15 protein-coding genes, 1 tRNA gene and 1 pseudogene are annotated in these 18,934 nt (G+C 63.0%); 1 reads left to right on the forward strand and 16 read right to left on the reverse strand.

The genetic code is table 11. From position 1 onward, the window contains the following. The 4 genes and pseudogenes from JDO7802_RS17390 to JDO7802_RS18940 all read right to left on the reverse strand — a co-directional run. Positions 1–513: FAD binding domain-containing protein (locus JDO7802_RS17390; RefSeq protein WP_187298177.1), on the reverse strand; the 513-nt coding region annotated here is incomplete at its 3' end. Further along, positions 510–1,037: a 2Fe-2S iron-sulfur cluster-binding protein gene (locus tag JDO7802_RS17395; protein ID WP_083481221.1), complete on the reverse strand. Its 528-nt coding sequence runs from the start codon at positions 1,035–1,037 to the stop codon at positions 510–512. The genes JDO7802_RS17390 and JDO7802_RS17395, both read right to left, overlap by 4 nt. 60 nt (positions 1,038–1,097) lie before the next feature. Continuing rightward, on the reverse strand, positions 1,098–1,358 hold the full coding sequence (locus JDO7802_RS17400) for a hypothetical protein (RefSeq protein WP_055087165.1): 261 nt from the start codon (positions 1,356–1,358) through the stop codon (positions 1,098–1,100). Positions 1,359–1,526: 168 nt separating this feature from the next. Beyond that, positions 1,527–1,959 (reverse strand): annotated as a pseudogene (locus JDO7802_RS18940) (transposase). A gap of 746 nt (positions 1,960–2,705) precedes the next feature. Here JDO7802_RS18940 and JDO7802_RS17410 point away from each other — a divergent pair. Further along, a complete protein-coding gene (locus JDO7802_RS17410; RefSeq protein WP_055087166.1) occupies positions 2,706–3,995 on the forward strand; it encodes an MFS transporter in 1,290 nt (429 codons plus the stop codon). Between the two features lie 245 nt (positions 3,996–4,240). On the opposite strand, the gene cysG is transcribed toward JDO7802_RS17410, so the two are convergent. From cysG to JDO7802_RS17470, 12 genes are all read right to left on the reverse strand, one after another. Continuing rightward, positions 4,241–5,614 (reverse strand): siroheme synthase CysG, encoded by a 1,374-nt coding sequence (gene cysG / locus JDO7802_RS17415; RefSeq protein WP_306455371.1) that lies wholly within the window; start codon positions 5,612–5,614, stop codon positions 4,241–4,243. Positions 5,615–5,636: 22 nt separating this feature from the next. Next, positions 5,637–6,599, reverse strand: a complete 963-nt coding sequence (locus tag JDO7802_RS17420) for a glycosyl transferase family protein (RefSeq protein WP_055087168.1) — start codon at positions 6,597–6,599, stop codon at positions 5,637–5,639. Further along, positions 6,596–9,229 carry a nitrate reductase gene (locus JDO7802_RS17425; RefSeq protein WP_055087169.1) on the reverse strand — a complete coding sequence of 878 codons (2,634 nt, stop codon included), beginning with the start codon at positions 9,227–9,229 and terminating at the stop codon, positions 6,596–6,598. The genes JDO7802_RS17420 and JDO7802_RS17425 overlap by 4 nt, the downstream gene beginning before the upstream one ends. Continuing rightward, positions 9,226–9,561, reverse strand: coding sequence for a nitrite reductase small subunit NirD (gene nirD, locus JDO7802_RS17430; protein ID WP_055087170.1), 336 nt, complete (start codon positions 9,559–9,561; stop codon positions 9,226–9,228). Before nirD ends, JDO7802_RS17425 begins: the two co-directional genes overlap by 4 nt. Continuing rightward, positions 9,558–12,005, reverse strand: coding sequence for a nitrite reductase large subunit NirB (gene nirB, locus JDO7802_RS17435; RefSeq protein WP_055087171.1), 2,448 nt, complete (start codon positions 12,003–12,005; stop codon positions 9,558–9,560). The genes nirD and nirB overlap by 4 nt, the downstream gene beginning before the upstream one ends. A 4-nt stretch (positions 12,006–12,009) precedes the next feature. After that, entirely contained in the window at positions 12,010–13,686 is a 1,677-nt protein-coding gene (locus JDO7802_RS17440) for an ABC transporter ATP-binding protein (RefSeq protein ID WP_187298178.1), read from the reverse strand. A gap of 5 nt (positions 13,687–13,691) precedes the next feature. Further along, positions 13,692–14,774 carry an ABC transporter permease gene (locus JDO7802_RS17445; RefSeq protein ID WP_055087173.1) on the reverse strand — a complete coding sequence of 361 codons (1,083 nt, stop codon included), beginning with the start codon at positions 14,772–14,774 and terminating at the stop codon, positions 13,692–13,694. 68 nt (positions 14,775–14,842) lie between these two features. Beyond that, positions 14,843–16,195, reverse strand: a complete 1,353-nt coding sequence (locus tag JDO7802_RS17450) for a CmpA/NrtA family ABC transporter substrate-binding protein (protein WP_055087174.1) — start codon at positions 16,193–16,195, stop codon at positions 14,843–14,845. Between the two features lie 259 nt (positions 16,196–16,454). After that, entirely contained in the window at positions 16,455–17,558 is a 1,104-nt protein-coding gene (locus JDO7802_RS17455) for a CmpA/NrtA family ABC transporter substrate-binding protein (protein ID WP_055087175.1), read from the reverse strand. Further along, positions 17,555–18,139: an ANTAR domain-containing response regulator gene (locus tag JDO7802_RS17460; RefSeq protein ID WP_055087176.1), complete on the reverse strand. Its 585-nt coding sequence runs from the start codon at positions 18,137–18,139 to the stop codon at positions 17,555–17,557. The genes JDO7802_RS17455 and JDO7802_RS17460 overlap by 4 nt, the downstream gene beginning before the upstream one ends. A gap of 342 nt (positions 18,140–18,481) precedes the next feature. Then, positions 18,482–18,739, reverse strand: coding sequence for a hypothetical protein (locus JDO7802_RS17465; protein WP_055081751.1), 258 nt, complete (start codon positions 18,737–18,739; stop codon positions 18,482–18,484). Positions 18,740–18,845: 106 nt separating this feature from the next. Then, positions 18,846–18,922: transfer RNA gene (locus tag JDO7802_RS17470), tRNA-Met, on the reverse strand. Positions 18,923–18,934: the final 12 nt, after the last annotated feature.

Genomic DNA, 18,934 nt, shown 5'->3' on the forward strand with positions numbered 1-18,934 from the left:
CCCGAGCGCCATCATCGCGACGGCCATGTCCGACGGATGTGTGGCGATGCAGTGATCCGATCCGCCCAAGATGGCGAGGATGCGGTTGCGCCCCGTCATCGCGGCACATCCCGTTCCGGGCGCGCGCTTGTTGCAGGCGACGGCCGTGTCATAGAAATAAGGGCACCGCGTGCGTTGCAACAGGTTTCCGCCCGTGGTGGCCTTGTTGCGCAGCTGCACCGTGGCCCCCGAGAGCAGCGCACGGGCCAACGCCCCATAGCGGGCCCGGACGTCAGCATGATTTGCCAGGTCGCTGTTGGTCACAAGCGCGCCGATCCGCAATCCGCCGTCGTCGGTCGGCTGCACCTGTGTCATGTCGAGGCGCGACACGTCCACCAGAGCGTCCGGTGCCATGATTTCCAGTTTCATCAGGTCCAGCAGGTTCGTGCCACCGGCCAGGATAGTCGCGCCCTTGGCGGCATGGGCAGCCGCATCGGACACATTCGCAGCGCGGGTATAGTCGAAGGGTTTCATTCGGCGGCCTCCGCATGTCCGGCGCGGGCGTCGCGCACTGCCGCGATGGCTTCGCGGATGCGGGGATAGGCCGAACAGCGGCAAAGATTGCCTGACATGCGCTCGGCGATTTCCTCGTCCGTCAGCGCGGGGTTGGCCTCCAGTGATTGGGAGACGTAGGACGGCCATCCTTCGGCAATTTCGGACAGCATGGCCTCGGCACTCATGATCTGACCGGGCGTGCAATACCCGCATTGGTAGCCGTCATGGGCCACGAAAGCCGTCTGCAGATCCGATGGCGCGTCCGGTGTGCCCAGACCCTCGATGGTGGTGATCTGGTCGCCATCATGACTGACCGCCAAGGCAAGACAGCTGTTGATGCGCCGTCCGTCCACCAGCACCGTGCAGGCTCCGCATTGTCCGTGATCGCAGCCCTTCTTGGTCCCGGTGAGGCCGAGATGATGGCGCAGCGCGTCCAGCAATGTGACGCGTGGATCGAGATCGAGCGATCGCGCCTGTCCATTGACCGTGAGGGTAAGTTTCATGGGTCGCCTCTTCGTGTCTTAGCGTGGAGTGGCGGCCGCATCAGGTGCAGCCGCCGACGGTCAATTCTGATGGGTCCGCGGAAACCAGAGCTGTGTTTCGATCTGCACCGGGGTGCCGATCGGGAAGCCCCGCTTCGGGAGATCCTCCGGCTTCGCCTCGACGCGCTCGTAAAGCCTCGCTTGAAGCGCATCGGTCGACGCAGGGGCGGCGGCGGGCATCTCCGCCGGCCGCAATGTATCCCGCGCGTGAACGACGGTGGGCGGCGACAACGAGAGCGCGAAAGGCAGTGCGATCGTCGAGAGGGGGATTGTATTTGCCATGGAGACGAACCTGTGACATCCCGCTGTCATGGCAAGGGACAGGCCGATATATTTCAGTCGGCCTACAGTTTCTTGGGTCAATGGCCAGACGGCCTATCCCTGCGCGCCTTCACCAGTTCGATCCCACCAAGCACCTTCTCATTGTGCCGTGGCCTCTAGCTTCAGGCCTCATAACCAGAAGAGCACGGTTGCGGAGAGTGCGATGGTCGAGAGGAACACGGCTGGAGAACTGTCGTAGCGCGTCGCCACGCGCCTCCAGTCTTTCGGACGCCCGAACATGATCTCGATCCCGTTGCGTTTCCTGTAGCGGCGTTTGTCCATCGCGCGGCAGGGCATCACGCAGTGATGTCCCCAGAGGGGATGGAGATCGTCTTCTTGTCGGATGCCCGGGGGGCGAGCCCAGTCATGATCCGCGCAAACACCCCATATCGCTCCACCGCTTCCAGCGGTTGTACAGCGTCTTAGGCGGACCGTACGCCCGTGGTGCATCGCGCCAGCGCAAACCATTGCGGTTAAATAAAATAATCCCGCTTAGGACGCGCCGGTTATCAACGCGTGGCACCCCAAGGCTCTTGGGAAAATACGGTCGAAACCGCTCCATCTAAGCTTCGCTCAGCCAGTACAAGTCGCTCATGCCGTGCCCCCGAAGTCCGGGAGATTGAATCAGGCAACCTCGGAAGTCCCAACCAAATCAATGGGTCCTGAGCCTAGAAAAGGCGGCACAGCCAAACACGGACAAGTCGCTCTCCCAAAATTCCCAAACCTTGCTCCAAGACGCTGCGCCTGGCTCTCGCAGGCCAGGCTGGTAAAATGTCAGCAATACCGAAGGCTTCAAGCTACTCCTCGACTCCAGAAAATCCGTTGTCAGACATACGAAGGAAGATCTCATAGCCTTTGACGTTCTCGAGATCCAAGCGATCTACGCCGGCGTCGAGCATCTGGTGAGCGGTCTTCGTTGCTTTTTGAGCGTCCACCGAGTGTTGGTCAAAACATGTACCTGTCGCATGACCCGAGACATCTGCCGGACCCGTTCAACAATGTGGTGGCAACGGCATTTACCCGACCGGATGAGCTGTGCCCAAGGTCAAGAATTTTCATATGTTCGGCTGTAAATCGTGTTTTTTGCATCCACATGTATCGTTGGGGCGGAGGAAGACCTATCGACCGGAGGGAAACCCGGTCCAATGAGGACTTTCACTTCGCCGACGGCATCCCGCAAGATGGACGGCAGCTATGCGGAAACTAAATTTTCGCTCCGCTTGCACGAACGACCGCCTCGGTGCGCGGCAGAGATTTAAGCGCACTTAATTTATTGTGCATATCGACAGCAATGACGATGCTGCAAAGATGGCCACGGAAATCGAGTTCTCATACGCTGCACTGAACGGCGCAGCGCGACGGCACATTCGCGTATTTCAGATACAGCAATTCCTTGACCGTTTTGCGATGGGACTGACGGTGGCCGTGGTTGCTCTGGCGTTGACTGACCGTGGCATGGATCTCTTTCAAATCTCGCTTCTCTTCGGGGTCTACTCGCTCACCACGATGGCGATGGAGTTGCCGTTTGGTGGCCTCGCCGACAGCATTGGCCGCAAGCCGGTCTTTTTGGCGGCGGTCGTCGCCAGCTTGATTTCGCTCGTCCTCTTTCTCTCGACCCGTGATTTCAATGTCCTCGCGCTCTCCTTCGCGTTCATCGGATTTGGACGCGCGCTCCGGTCGGGCACGCTTGACGCGTGGTTCGTCGAAACGTTCAGGGCCGCCGCGCCCGATGTGGATGTCCAGCCTGCACTGGCCAAGGCGCAATGGGCCAATGCCATCGGGTTGGCCACTGGAGCCGTCTTGGGAGGCGTTCTACCCGACGTCTTGGGCGAAGTCGCGATAAGCCTTGGGTTCAGCGTCTACGACGTGTCCTACGTGGCAAGTTTCGCTGTGATGCTGGCCGTGTTCGTCTTCACGGTGTTCGCCATCGTCGAACCCCCACGTCCGATGGACGCGACGGCTTTGGTCCATGGCTTCGCCAGTGTCCCAACAGTGATCAAGGACGCGAGCCTTTTGGCCCTGAAACACCCCACACTGTCGCTACTTTTGGCAGCTTTGGCGTTGTTTTTGATGGCAACCAACCCTGTCGAGGTGATCTGGCCGACCCATGCAAAACCCATGTTGGACGACGGGTACGCAAACACTGTCATCGGTGTCGTGACCGCGACCTATTTCTTCTCCATCGCGTTCGGCGGATCTCTGTCACCCTACATCAGCCGGATATTCAATCGGCGTCACGCCATGACGCTGGCGGCGACCTTTGCTTGCTTGGCAGGCGTTCAGATCGCACTGGCGTTGCAAGGCAGTATCATCGGCTTTGTGACGGTATTCGTCCTGTATTCCGTGATCCTTGGTGTCTCTGAGACGCCGGCCAGTAGCATCCTGCATAGCTGCGTAGAAGACCGTCAGCGTTCGACAATGCTATCTCTGAGATCGCTTATACAGCAGTTGGGGGCCGCATTGGGTCTGATTTTGGCCGGAACTGTCGCCGAAATATACTCTACACCTATCGCATGGAGTGTCGGTGCGGTGTTTCTGTTCCTTGCAGCGATACTGGTATTGGTGCTGGTCAGACGAGTGGCCTTGGAATCCGAATAGCGGACATTCGTGCGCCGAGTAGCATTGACTATTTTGGGTTCAAATCACACCAGCGGCGGCGTAGCAGGAACCGACGATCGTCAGGTTCCAGTCAATTGCTTTCGGCCCGCACGCCATTCGAAACACAAGGCACGCGCATGAGTATAAGCTCTGCCCGCATTGAACCATGCCTCCGCGCCAACCGATAACATTCCGACCCCAGAAGGCATTTGTTCAAACAGCACTGTGTTGGAGCGGCTCGCGCCTTATGCCGACCTTATCATGTGCGGCTTGGTTACGATGCTGACGTCGGCGGGAATCGTCAGCATGATCAATGCGTTTCCCGAGATGTTCCGCCGTTCCAATTCAACCGCGAAGTGCGCCAGCGATGTCTCAACGACAATTTGTTCCTTTCGACTGATGTTCGCCGCGATCGTCACTTCCGTACGGTCGGGCAGGCCCGAGGCGCGGATCGCTTCCCCGATTTCCGCGGCTGTACCGACGCCCATGTAGAAAACCAAAGTTGTACCCGGAAGCGCATAACGCGCCCAGTCCGGCGAGTCGGATGCGTCGCAGTGAGTTCCCGTTGCCAGCACCAGCGCGCCGGTTTGCCCCCTTTGTGTCAGGGACCGGCCCATAAAGGCCGCCCCGGCGCTTGCCGCCGTTACTCCGGGGACGATTTCGACGTCGATCCCAGCCGCGCGGGCGGCGTCGAGTTCCTCGGTCGCGCGCCCGAAAATGCAGGGATCACCCGACTTCAGGCGTACGACGCGTCGCCCCTTGGAGGCTTCCGCCACGATCAGCGCGCAGATCCGGTCCTGCGGCCAGGCGTGGGCCCCCACCACCTTCCCAACGAAAACCCGCTCCGCATCCCGGCGGGCCAGTTCGAGCACGTCAGGATCGACCAGCCTGTCGTAGAAGATGACATCCGCTTCCTGAAGACGCTCAACCGCGCGCAATGTCAGCAGATCGCGCGCGCCCGGTCCCGCACCGACAAGCGCGATGTGCCCGGTCTGGGCAGGCATCTCCCGCCCGGCGATCGTTTGTTTGAGAAGATCGGCGGCCGCCCGCTCTGACCCCGTCTTGTGGAGTTGCCAAGGCGTTTCGCCAAAGGCCCAGCGCCAGAAGGCGCGACGGTCGGCGCGGGGCACCTGCGCCGCCACCGCCCCGCGCAACCGTCCGGCAAGCGCGGCAAAACTGCCCAGCCGGGGGTCGAGCAATCGCTCCATCTGCGTCTTGATCTGGCGGGCCAACACCGGGGCCGTGCCTTCCGTGCCGATGGCGACGACAACGGGATCGCGGTCCACGATCGAGGGTGTGGTCATGTCGCAGAGCGCCGGTTGGTCGACCACATTGACCGCCGCCCCCCCTGCCTTGGCCAGCGCATGCAGGCAGGCGTCGACCCCGGGGCAGCCCGTCGCGATGAAGGTCATCGCGGCGTCGGCAAAGCTTCGTGCCGTGATGGGACCGCTTTCCTGACACGCACGTCCCGAGCGAACCAGATCGGCCAGTTCCGCGTCGAGGTCCTCGGCTACCAGGGTCAAGCGCGCATCGGTCTTGAGGATCAGGCGCGCTTTCTGCGCCGCCTGCTCGCCGCCGCCCGCAATGACGACGCGTCGGTCGGTGGTTCGGATGAACATGGGAAAGCTGTGCATGATAACCTCAGGCGGCTTGCGAGTAATGTCGGCGGGTCCAGAGATCCCGCGCGGCGGAGGCGGCGTTCGGGACGCCGAGCGTGTCCAGCGCCAGGGCCGCCGTGCTAACGACGATGGCGATGGCAAAATCGTCCTGCGCAGTACCCGCCCAGACGTCGGCAAGACGGCCCGTCGCTTCCGATAGACGCTGACGTCCGGGGTGTGCCATTCCGGTCGCCCCCTCCCAAAGCGCACCGTCGCGCAGCCCATGCAGCGAAATATCCTTGCTGGGATGATGCTCGAACTCCCCGCCGCCGCCTTTGAGCACACACAGGTCACGCTGCCCCAGCATACGTGCCGCGTCGCGTTGCAACTCGCGGTAAGACGGGTGGAAAACACCTTGAACCGTCGCCTGGGCGCCCGCAGGGTTAAGCATGCGAAGGACCGTGTTGATGCACGATCGCAACCCCAACACATCGCGAAGCCGCAGCAAGCGCATCAGGTCCGGTGACACATCTTCCAGCGCGACATAGGCGATGCCCCCGGCGGCCAAATAACTTGGCGCGTCCTGCCATGTGCAGCGCGCAACCCCCGGTATGTCCAGCGTGTCCCGGACGGAGGACCCCGACGTCTGGTGCGAATTCCAGCCGTGCAGCAGCACGGGAAACCCGGCCTGCGCGACCAGTTTGGCCGAAAGCAGGAACCACGGCTGCCCCCGCGTGCGCCCGGCGGCGTAGCTCGGCCAGTCAAGCGCGGGACGAGGCCCCGTCCACGGCGACAGGTGCGCCCGCGCAGCCGCGGCAAAGCCCGCGATTTCGGGTGCGGTTTCGCCCTTCATGCGCAGCAGCATGAGAAGCGCGCCAATTGCCTCGGGTGCCGCCCGACCGTCCAGGATTTCCGTCATCGCCGCGAAAGCCTCGTCCCGCGTCAGGGACCGCGCCCTGCCCTGACCGCGGCCCAGGATGGCGACAAAGGGGGCCAAGCCGTTCATTCGGCCGCCGCCAGCACTTTGTAGTTGTCGAGGATATCCGCGATTTCTGGGCGGCAGGAGCCGCAGTTTGTCCCAGCCGTCGTACACGCCCCTACTTCCGCCACCGTCGCCGCCTCCCCAGATGCGATTGCTGCCAGGATGGTGTTCCGCCCGACGCCCATGCAGGCGCAAAGCATCGGCCCGGGATCGGGCCGCGCCGCGCCGGGCCGCCCGGCAAGAGGCACATCCAGCGGCTGACCGAGCTGCGCCGCCAGATGGTCGCGCGACAGGGCGACGGGCACGCGCGATACGAAGAGCGCTGCGACCAAGAGACCCCCTTCGCTGAACGCGAGCCGTGCGGTGCCACTGCTTGCGTCGCTGATCGACTGGCAAGCGGTCTCCGGCAGATCGAAGAGGCGGCGCGCCTCGGCCTCCCAGTCATCGGGGATCTGCGTTCCCGCCATTTCCGCGCGCCAGCCGCCGGTCACCTTACTGCGCGCCCAATAGGCGCTATCCGCATTCAGAGCGTTCGCGCTGACGGCAAAGCCGAACCAGCCAGCTTCGAACGACGCAAGGGCGACGACCGCTGCCTTGCTCTCGGGTTGACCCGACAGCGGGTCGACCGCGGACGCGACGAGGGCGTCCACCCGCCCGGTCGGTGCCGTTTGCGCGGTCCAGTGCATCGGCGCAAAGACCTGACCCCGGACCACCCTGTCGGTTATCGACGCGCGAAGGACGCAACGCCCCGAGGGGCTTGTCACCGCCACCAAAGTTGCCGGTGCGATGCCCAGGGCGGCGGCATCGTCGGGGTGCACTTCGAGGAACGGCTCGCCCAGATGCTGATTCAGGCGCGGGGCCTTGGCCGTCCGCGTCATCGTATGCCACTGATCGCGGATACGCCCGGTGTTGAGGCGGAACGGGTAGCGCGGGTTGGTACGCGCCGCCGGAGGCCGCGCTGTCACCGGCAGCATCCGGGCCCGCCCGTCGGCGGTGTAGAAGTGTCCGTCTGCGAAGAAACGTTCTACCGTGCCCGATGCCGTGATCGGCCAGCGGATCGGCGCAAGGGCGTCATAACCGCTCCGGTCCAAACCGCGCAGGCCCGAGATATCGAAATCGAGCGCAAAGTCGGCGGCGACGGCGGACAGGGCGGCATGTTCCTCGAAAATCTCGGACGGATGTGCGTAGTCGAAGGCCGCACCCCATCCCATGCGTCTTCCGACATCGGCCAGAATATCCCAGTCGTGCCGGGCCTGTCCGGGCGCGGGCAGCAGCGCGCGCTGGCGGCTGATGGTGCGGTCCGAGTTGGTAACCGTTCCGTCCTTTTCCGCCCAGCCGGTCGCGGGCAGCAGGACATGGGCCAGTTGGGCGGTATCGGTCCGGTCGGTCACGTCGCTGACGACGACGAATTCGCATCCCGCAATGGCATCGCGCACCCGGTCGGCCTCCGGCATGGACACGGCTGGGTTGGTGCAGATGATCCAGAGCGCTTTGATCGTCCCATCGGCGACCCGGTCGAAGAGATCGACCGCCTTGAGGCCCGCTTGTTGTGGCATCGCCGGCGCGTTCCAGAAGGCTTGCACTGCGTTCCGGTGGGCCGGATCGGTCAATTCCATATGACAGGCCAGCGCGTTGGCCAACCCGCCCACCTCGCGCCCGCCCATCGCGTTGGGCTGTCCCGTGACCGAAAGCGGCCCCATACCGGGCCGCCCGATCCGACCGGTCGCCAGATGGCAGTTGAGGATGGCATTGACCTTGTCGGTACCTGAGGTCGACTGGTTCACACCCTGGCTGAACACGGTAACGACCTTCTCGGTCCGAACCCACAAGTCGCAGAAGGCGCGGATGTCGGTCTCGCGTAGTCCAGTCACGCGGCCATCTTCGCATCCGGCCTTGGCGAGCGCGGCATCGAAGCCATCGACGTGGTGCAGATAGTCGATATCCACCGCTCCGCCTTCATGGATCGCGGTCAGCAGGCGATTGAACAGCGCGACATCGCTGCCGGGTTCCAGCGCAAGGTGAAGATCGGCCAGATCGCAGGTGGCCGTGCGGCGCGGGTCGATCACCACGATGCGCATCTCGGGCCGGTTGGCCTTGGCCTGCGCCAGCCGTTGGTAGAGAACCGGATGGCACCATGCCAGGTTGCTGCCGACCAAGACCACGAGGTCGGCCAGTTCGATATCCTCGTAGGTGCCCGGAACGGTGTCGGTGCCGAAGGCCCGTTTATGTCCCGCGACGGTCGAGGCCATGCAGAGCCGCGAGTTCGTGTCGATATTGGCCGACCCGATGAAGCCTTTCATCAGCTTGTTGGCGACGTAGTAATCCTCGGTCAGCAGTTGCCCCGAAACATAGAAGGCCACCGCGTCCGGCCCGTGTTCGGCAATGGCGCGGGTGAAGCGGTTGGCCACCAGGTCGAGCGCATCGTCCCACGCGGCCTCCGCCCCGTTCACGCGCGGGGCAACCAGTCGGTCATCGAGCGACAGCGTCTCGCCTAGCGCCACACCCTTGGAACAGAGCCGCCCGTAATTCGCCGGGTGGTCCGGGTCGCCGCGCACGGTGATGCCGCACTGCCCGTCCGGTTTGGCCAATACGCCGCAGCCCACGCCACAATAGGCGCATGTGGTGCGGATTTCACCGGGGGCGATCCCCGTCACGCGACGCGCCCGCGCCGCAGCCTTTCGGTATCGAGCAGGATGCGCCCCGCCTCGACACGGACCGGATAGGTCGCCACGGAGCCCTCGTCCGCGCCCTGCGCCAACCCGGTGTCGAGCCGCAGCACCATGTTGTGCAGCGGACACGTCACCGAGCGTCCGTGCACGATACCTTCGGAAAGTGGCCCGCCCTTGTGTGGGCAGGCGTCGTCGATGGCGAAGATCTCGTCGTCAACGGTACGGAAAACGGCGACACAGCCCATCGCCGTCTTCACCAGTCGGGCCCCACGTTCGGGAATGGCGCTGAGCGCGCCGATATCGGTCCAGTCGCTCATTCCGCCGCCTCCAGCGTCAGATCGGCCAGTGGCGCGTAAAGCTCGCGGTACTCAGGCTTCGTCCGCTCGGCCCAAGGATCCTGCTGCATGAACCGCTGGGCGTAGTAGAAACGATCGGCCAGGGCCTTGCGGCTGTCTGCGTCCGTCACGACACGCTCGATGATGTGGTCGAGGCCGACGTTGTCCATCCACTTGTACATCCGCTCCAGATAAGCGGCTTCCTCCCGGTAGAGCTGCACCACGGCGGCGGTGTATTCGAGGACCTCGTCCTCGGTCTTGACCGTGCACATCACCTCGGTGCCCTTAATGTGCAGGCCCGCAGCGCCACCGATGTGAAGGATATAGCCACTGTCCACGCAGATCACGCCCACATCTTTACAGGTGCTCTCCGCGCAATTACGCGGGCAGCCGGACACTGCCATCTTGACCTTGGCAGGCGTCCACGAGCCCCAGAGCGCCTTTTCCATGCGGATCCCCAGGCCCGTGCTGTCCTGCGTGCCGAACCGGCAGTGGTCGGTGCCGACACAGGTTTTGACCGTCCGAAGACCTTTGGCATAGGCTTGCCCCGAGACCATGCCGGCGGCGTTCAGGTCGGCCCAGATGTCGGGCAGATCCTGCTTCTTAACGCCCAGCAGATCGATCCGCTGACCCCCAGTGACCTTCACGGTCTGCACTTTGTATTTGTCGGCGGCGTCGGCGATGGCGCGCAGTTCGTCCGCCGTTGTGATACCGCCCCACATGCGCGGGACCACGGAATAGGTGCCGTCCTTCTGGATGTTGGAGTGCATCCGCTCGTTCACAAAACGACTCTGGTCGTCGTCCTGATATTCACCCGGCCAGTCACACAGCAGGTAGTAGTTGAGCGCCGGGCGGCACGACGCGCAGCCGCACAAAGTGGTCCAGCCGCATTCCTGCATCACGGCGGCCATGGATTTCAGGGCCTTCGCCTTGATAAGGCGGCGGACGTCCATGTGGGTGAGCGGCGTACAGGGGCACATGGGCTTGACCGTCTGCACCTCGAAACCGTCGCCCAGCGTCAGGGCCATGACCTGCTCGACCAATCCGGTGCAGGTGCCGCACGACGCGCTGGCCTTGGTCTGCGCGCGCACGTCCGACAAGGTCGCCGCCCCGCCCTTGATGGCCGTTTGGATCGCCGATTTACAAATGCCGTTGCAGCCGCAGATCTCTGCGTCAGCCGGTAAGGCTGCAACGGCTGCCAAAGGGTCCGATTGGGCACCCCCCTGAAACGCCGGTCCGAAGATGAGTGTGTCGCGCATCTCGGTGACGTCGGTCCGGTCCTTGATCAGACCGTGAAACCACGCGCCATCGCCGGTATCGCCGTACATCACCGCGCCGATCAGGCGCTCGCCCTCCAGCACGAGGCGTTTGTAGATGCCGCGCGACGGGTCGCGGAACACGATGTCATCGCGCCCGTCGCCTTCCGCGAAATCGCCCGCAGAAAACAGATCGCAGCCCGTGACCTTAAGCTTGGTTGCCACCTCCTTGGGCACGAAGGCTGCCTGCGTGCCCCCAAGCGTCTCCGCCGCGACTTTGGCTTGATCATAGAGCGGGGCCACCAGGCCGAAAATCGCGCCCTGATGTTCGACGCATTCGCCGAGCGCCAGGATATCGGCATCGGAGGTCAGCATCTGGTCGTCGACATGGATGCCCTTGGCGACCGCCAATCCCGCGTCTTTCGCGAGCGCCACGTTCGGACGGATACCCACGGCCATACAAAGCAGGTCGCACGGCAATTCGGTGCCATCGTCGAGTTCCAACGCGCGGACCTTGCCGCCCTCGCCCAAAATCTGCTTGGAGTTGGTCCCGGTCAGGACGGTGATACCCTTGTCCTCCAGCGCCTTCTTCAGCAGGTAGCCCGCGGCCTCGTCCAATTGCCGCTCCATCAGGTGGCCCATGATGTGCACGACGGTCACGTCGATGCCCCGTGCGGCCATGCCCGCCGCCGCCTCCAGCCCCAGCAGGCCGCCACCGATGACCACGGCCCGCGCACCGGGCGCACTGCCGAGCCCCATCATCCGCTCGGTGTCTTCCAGGTCGCGGTACGGGATCACACCATCGAGGTCATGACCCGGCAGCGGGATCATGAAGGGGTTGGAGCCGGTCGCGATAACCACCTTGTCGTAGGGCAACTCTGTTCCGTCAGGGGCCACGACAATCTTTGCGCCGCGGTCGATCCGGGCGACTTTCTCGCCGAAGCGACAGGTCACACCGCGCTCCTCGTACCAGGCGGCGTCGTGGGTCACGATCTCGGCGTAGGTCTTGTCGCCGGACAGGACGGGCGAAAGCATCAGGCGGTTGTAGTTGCCCCGCGGCTCCGCATTGAAAAGCGTTACGTTCCATGCGCCCGGTTGCGTTTCGAACAGGTGTTCCAACACTCGGCCCGAGGCCATACCGGCACCGATCACGATGAGGTTGCGTGTCATGGGCTTACTCCGCCGCGATGGTCTGGGGTTTCGGTTTGGGCTTGGCCCCGTGCTCGTACTCCTCGAGGAAATCGAGCACCTCCTGCCTGTAAGTATAGTAATCGGGGTGAGCCAAGAGCGCCTTGCGGGTACGCGGGCGGGGCAGGTCCACCTCGGTGATCTTGCCGATGGTCGCCTGAGGGCCGTTGGTCATCATCACCACCCGGTCGGCCAGCAGGATCGCTTCGTCCACGTCGTGGGTGACGCAGATCGCGGTGACCTTGGTGCGCGACCAGACTTCCATCAGGACTTCCTGCAACTCCCACCGCGTCAGACTGTCCAGCATCCCGAAAGGCTCGTCGAGCAGCAGGAGCTTCGGCGACAGCGCGAACGCGCGTGCGATGCCAACGCGCTGCTTCATGCCGTTGGACATGGCGACGGCACTCTGGTCCATCGCATCGGCGAGGCCCACCCGCTCCAGGTAGTATTCGACCACGTCCTGCCGCTCGGCCCGAGAGGCCTTGGGATAAACCTTGTCGACGCCGATGGAGACGTTTTCCTTGGCCGTCAGCCAAGGGAAGAGGTTGGGCGACTGGAACACGACAGCCCGCTCCGGGTCCGCCCCCTCCACATCCCAGCCGTCAAGCCGGATCGCGCCCTTCGAGATCGGGTTGAGACCGGCCGCCATGGTCAGGACCGTCGACTTGCCGCAGCCCGAATGCCCGATCAGGGAAATGAACTCGCCCTTGTTCACTTTCAGGTCGAAGTCTTCGACGACCGTGAGCGGGCCTTTGGGCGTGGGGTAGACCTTATGCAGGCCGGTAAATGTCAGGTAACGCGCGTCCAAGCTGGACGCGCCGGCCTCCTGCACGGCCGCCGGGACGCTGTGGATGGGCGTGACCTTCGGCAGAACCCGTGTTTCCTCGACCTTGGCGGCGATGCCCACGTCCATCAGGTATTGCGTGACCTTCGCACGCAGGGCCTTGAACGCCGTATCGGTGTTCATTGCCGACCTGTCGCGGGGGCGCGGAAGGGTCACGGGGACCGGGTCGGCCAGCGTGCCGTCGGGGTTCAGCACGATAATGCGGTCGGCCAGCAGGATCGCCTCGTCCACATCGTTGGTGATGAGGATGCAGGTCTTCTTGTCGGCCTCCCAGATTTCCAGGATTTCATCCGCCAAATTCGCGCGGGTCAGCGCGTCGAGCGCGCTCAGTGGCTCATCTAGCAGCAAAAGCTCCGGCTCCATCGCCAGTGCACGTGCCACGGCGACGCGTTGGCGCATTCCGCCCGACAGCTCAGCCGGGCGACGATGCGCGGCGTGTGGCAGACCGACCATGGCGATGTAATGATCCGCTTTGGCGGCCCTGTCGGATTTGGACAGACCCGAGTGCACCGCATCGATGGCCAGCATCACGTTACCGCGCACCGTGAGCCAGGGCATCAAGCTATAGCTCTGAAAGACGAGGCCACGTTCGGGGCCCGGCGCGGTGATCTGCTTGCCCCGGAAGGTGACGGAGCCTGTATCCGGCATTTCCAGCCCGGCGATCAGGTTCATCAAGGTGGATTTCCCGGTGCCGGAAAACCCTAGGATGGCAACGAATTCGCCTTCGGTCACATCAAGGGTGATGTTCTTGAGGATCTCGGCATGGTGCGTGCCCTGGCCAAAACCTTTGTTCACGTTCTTAAGATGTAGGATGCCCATCCCGATCACCGGTTCGCCGAAAAGGTGAAAAAGGACTGGAGCGCGTACATGACACGGTCGAGCAGGAAGCCGATGATGCCGATCGTGAGGACGGCGACGATGATCCGGGCCAGCGATTGTGACGATCCGTTCTGGAACTCATCCCAGACGAATTTGCCCAGACCGGGGTTCTGCGCAAGCATCTCGGCCGCGATCAGGACCATCCAGCCGACACCGAGGCTCAGACGCAGGCCGGTGAAGATGAGCGGCAGGGCCGAGGGCAATACGAGCTTAGTGATCTTGGCGTAGGGGCCCATCTTGAGCACCCGGCTGACCGAGATCAGGTCGCGGTCGATGGAGGCGACGCCGAGCGCGGTATTGATCAGCGTCGGCCAAAGCGAGCAGAGCGTCACCGTGATGGCGGAGACAAGGAACGACTTGGAGAACAGCCCGTCGTTGGTCGCGTAAACGGCCGAAACCACCATTGTCACGATGGGCAGCCAGGCCAGCGGCGAGACGGGTTTGAAGATCTGGATCAGCGGGTTGAGGGCTGCGTTCGCCGTGGGCGAGAGGCCAGCCGCAATGCCCAGCGGGATGGCGACGACGGAGGCCACGAGGAACCCGAAGAACACCGTTTTGATGGAGGTCCATATCTGATCGTAGTAGCTTGGTGCCCCGGTGAAGGCGATGGCGCGCACCTCGTCCGCGCGCCCCGCATCGATCAGGCGCTGGTTGCGCACGGCCAACCGTTCCTGAAAAACGGCAGCCTTTGCGGCCTTGTCGATCGCGTCCGCGTGCAGCTCACCCGCCTGTTCCCACACCGCCACCGGGCCCGGGATCGCTCCCAAAGATGTCACGACGCGCGGAGCCAGCGTGGCCCAAAGCATCAGGAAGACGAGGATCGACAGGACCGGCACCCCCAGAAGGCGCCAAAGCTCCCGCATCTGCCCGCGCGGATTGTCTCCAGCGGCGGCCTTCAAGAGCGGCGTCACCCAGGCTAGGCCAAGAACCGAAAACCAAGCGTCCGCCTTGTTGATGCGGGTGAACCAGACCGCGCGACGGGCTTCGCGATGCTGGGCTTCGATGTGATCGGGATCGACGACTGTCATGGCGGTCTCCGGGGAAGATACGGAATTTGAATCGGCCCCGCCCGGCGGCGGGAAGGGCCGGGATCGGGTCAGCCGTCGGCGCTTTCGCCGGACTTCAGGCCGATTGTCAGACTGTCGATGTAGCCGTTCGGGTCGCGCCCATCGTAGGCGATGCCGTCGATGATATCGGCGGCGGGCGTCGGGGCCTTGTAGCCGTCGCTGTCCCACGGGAAGTCGGCCTCGGCGGCTAAACCTTCGTCCACCAACATCCGCGCAGCCTCGAGGTAAATATCGGGGCGGTAGACCTCCCGCGCGGTCTCGTCGAACCAGTCGTTCGTCTTCGGCTCGGCGATCTGGCCCCATCGGCGCATCTGCGTCAGGTACCAGATTGCGTCAGAGTAAAACGGGTAGGTCGCATTATAGCGGAAGAAGACGTTGAAATCGGGGACTTCGCGCACATCGCCTTTCTCGTATTCGAAGGTGCCGGTCATGGAGGCCGCAATGACATCCGCGTCGGCACCCACGTATTCAGGCCGCGACAGGATCTCGACGGCTTCCTCTCGGTTGGCGTTGTCGTTCTCGTCCAGCCAGATCGCCGCGCGGATCAGCGCCTTGGTCAATGCCAGGGTCGTGTTGGGGTTGGCTTCCGCGAACTCGGCGGAAATGCCGAACACCTTCTCGGGGTTGTTCTTCCAGATTTCGTAGTCGGTGATGACCGGCACACCGATACCCTTGGCCACGGCCTGCTGGTTCCAAGGTTCACCCACGCAGTAGCCGTCGATTGTACCGGCCTCGAGTGTCGCGGGCATTTGCGGCGGCGGGGTGACCGACAGGAACACATCGGCACCGATCTGGCCAGAATTGTCGCCCGGCGAATAGAAACCGGGATTCAGGCCGCCCGACGCCAGCCAGTAACGCAGCTCGTAGTTGTGTGTGGAAACGGGGAAGACCATGCCCATGTTGAAGGGCTTGCCTGATGCCTTGTAGCTCTCGACGACGGGCGCAAGCGCTTCGGCGCTGATGGGATGCTGCGGGCGGCCGTCTTCCATCGTGGGGATGTTTGGCTTCATGGCCTCCCAAACGGTGTTCGACACGGTGATGCCGTTACCATTCAGGTCCATCGAGAAGGGCGTGATGATATGCGCCTCGGTGCCGTATCCAATGGTCGCCGCCAGCGGCTGACCGGCCAGCATATGCGCGCCGTCCAACTGACCGCCGATGACGCCATCCAGCAAGACTTTCCAGTTGGCCTGCGCTTCTAGTGTGACGAAGAGCCCCTCATCGAGGAAATATCCCTGCTCATAGGCGACGGCCAGCGGGGCCATATCGGTCAGCTTGATGAAGCCGAGCGTCAGCTCGTCCTTCTCAAGCGCCAGAAGTTGCGCGACTGCCGGCCCGGAGAGGATGGTGGAGGCGATGAATCCGATTGCGATGTTTTTCACGTCATAATGTCCCTGCTGAAGTCCGGGACGGGCCCGGACAAACGAAAATGGCCGCTGACCTCGCACGCGCTCATGCGCATGAAGGTCGAGCGGCTTTGCTCGGATTACCCGGACTTTGGGAAATGCTCTCGGCTGGCAGCGTTGCCAACTCTCAGGAAACTGACCACAGCTGCCTGACTGCGATCAACAGGGGTTTGTCAATTTGCAGGTGCAGAATTGCATTTTTCCGCAACGCAGCGACAACTTGCCCGGTTTTTCATCATTCGCCTAGGTCGATGTTCAAGTCACGGCCATCGAAGAGACGATCTGGACGGGGCAAGTCGGGTTCATACCCGGGAATTGCCTGAACCGCATGTCGGTGAAATGCCGCTGCAAACTGCGTGCGCCCGGCGGGCACTGCCGCCGACCTATCGAGCCCAAGACGACCGGCCAGCCTGTCTGCCATCCACGCCGCGTGTCGTTCCTGCGGTTGCGTTTGTGAAAAGCCGATGAAGTCGTGCACCATATGGGTCCCCCCCCGCGCCGAAGTCAGCAAATGACCGGTCAGAGAGCGGTCGATTATCTCGCTTGGAACGTCGAGATATGTCCGGCTCGACAGGATTTCGCAGGCAACGGTGTAGTTTCGCGGATTATCCAACCACTGCCCTGCGTGCCATACCGCCCGGACAAGCGCGCCGAGCTGCTCTGGGATCGTCCCGAGCAAATCGGTTCGGACCCCCAGGATCTTCTCTGGCGCACCGGGCCAGATCGCACATCCAGCCAAAAGCAATTCGCCCGCGTTCTTCTCCACGGCAATGGACCCCCAGGGTTCGCCGACACAGAAAGCGTCGATTTCGCCCGATGCCATCGCTGCGGCCATCAGTGGCGGCGGCACTGTACGGACCTCAAGCGCGGACGGCGCAGGCAAGCCGAGGGACGACAGCCAATAATAGAGCAACTCTGCATGCATCGAGAAAGGAAACGGCACGCCGACACGAAGCGGCCCTCCGGCGACTGAAATCAACGCAGCACCCGCAGCGGCGGCATCGTCGAATGCCAAGGCGTTCGGTCTCTCACGCAGCTGATCGGCGATCCTGTTGCTGATACCTATGACCTCTCCATTGGTAGACAGCACAGAGATCGCCGACAATCCGACGCTGACGCCGCCAAGCCCAAGCGCCGCCGCAACGGGCATCGGCGAGAGCATCTGCGCAGCCAATACCTGTCCGAACGAGACCATGTCGCGCAAACCGGACCACGACGTTGCGCGGCGCAGATCGAGCGCAATACTCTCCACATGATCGAACCCCATCTCTGCCGCGACGATGAGCGGGGCGGCATCCACGAGCGGCAAAAACCCGACGGGCAGCGGGAAAAGCGTCACGACAGCAGTCCCGCCGTCGACACGAGGGCTGCGGCGACGTCGATCACCTTGCGCCCTTGGTCCATCGCGGTCCGGCGGAGCAAAGCGTACGCCGCCTCCTCGTCGATCCCCCGCGCTTTCATCAATATACCCTTGGCACGATCAATTGTCTTGCGCTCCTCGAGGGCCCGTTTGGTCGCGTTCAATTCCACCCGCATCTTTCGGAACAAGTTGAAACGAGCGACGGCCGCGTCCAGGATCGGGATGATCCGATCCGACCGCAGCCCATCTACGACATAAGCCGACACACCCGCCTCGATCGCCATCTTTGCCAGCCCCGCATCGCTCTGATCGACGAAGAGAGCCACAGGCCGGTCAAGTGGTGAAGATGCAAGCGTTAACTCCTCCAGCGCATCGCGCGACGGGTTGTCGAGGTCTATGAGGACGATATCAGGCCCGTGCGCGGCAATCGCCGCCGTCAGACGCGTCATGTCGGACACGACCGACAACTCGCAGAGCCCCGCGTTCTTCAAGCTCTCCTCAATCAGAGCCGCTCGTCCGGGATCAGCTTCAACGATGATGACTTTGAGAGGCGGGGCCATGACCGATAGGCAGACAGCCCATCGATTGAATTACAATGAGCGGCGTGAAGGGCCGACATTCAACCTCCACTTCGCCTACTTTTTGCGCGGGATTACGGCTTATTGCCACATAGCAACGCGGAATCGATGATCGCAACTTCCCCGGAGCCACTCCCACGTTCCCGGCGGCGATGTCGATGAGAGCCTTTTCGTGGTGTGTCGGAACATCGAGCTCCCATCGTTTAGCGGTGGACAGATACCGTTCGACGCGGCGGCGCAGGCCTTCTGGAAGACGCATACGCTCATGGGGTGGAATTGGCGCGTAGATCAGGTGATCCGCCAGGCCCCATTCCGTCTCGACCGTCAGGGCGATTGCCGTGCGACTTCCAGGTCGGCCCCGCCCCCGTATCCTGCTCCGTGTCCGATGCTGCCGAGGATCAGGTCTTCCGCTGCGCGCCCGGCCAGAACCGCCGCCATGCGGCGGTCCAGCGCGTCGCGGGTCATTCGCTTTGGCAAGTCCACTCCGACCTCGCCGTCCCGGACGCTGATCCGCGCGCCGTGGGGCGGGGCCAAACCCAAGGCAGCCGCAACGATGATGTGACCGGCCGGTTGGGGATCCATCTCGAAGGTGCTCTTGCAGCCCTGCTGTCGCTGTCGATTGGACACGATGAGAGATCCCGCGGAACGCAGGATTTTCAAATATTTGATATTGATGAAGAATTAGTATTGGTTGCGGGAGTAGGATTTGAACCTACGACCTTCAGGTTATGAGCCTGACGAGCTACCGAGCTGCTCCATCCCGCGCCATTGGTCCTT

This window comes from Jannaschia donghaensis, assembly GCF_001403795.1.
Lineage (GTDB): Bacteria > Pseudomonadota > Alphaproteobacteria > Rhodobacterales > Rhodobacteraceae > Jannaschia > Jannaschia donghaensis.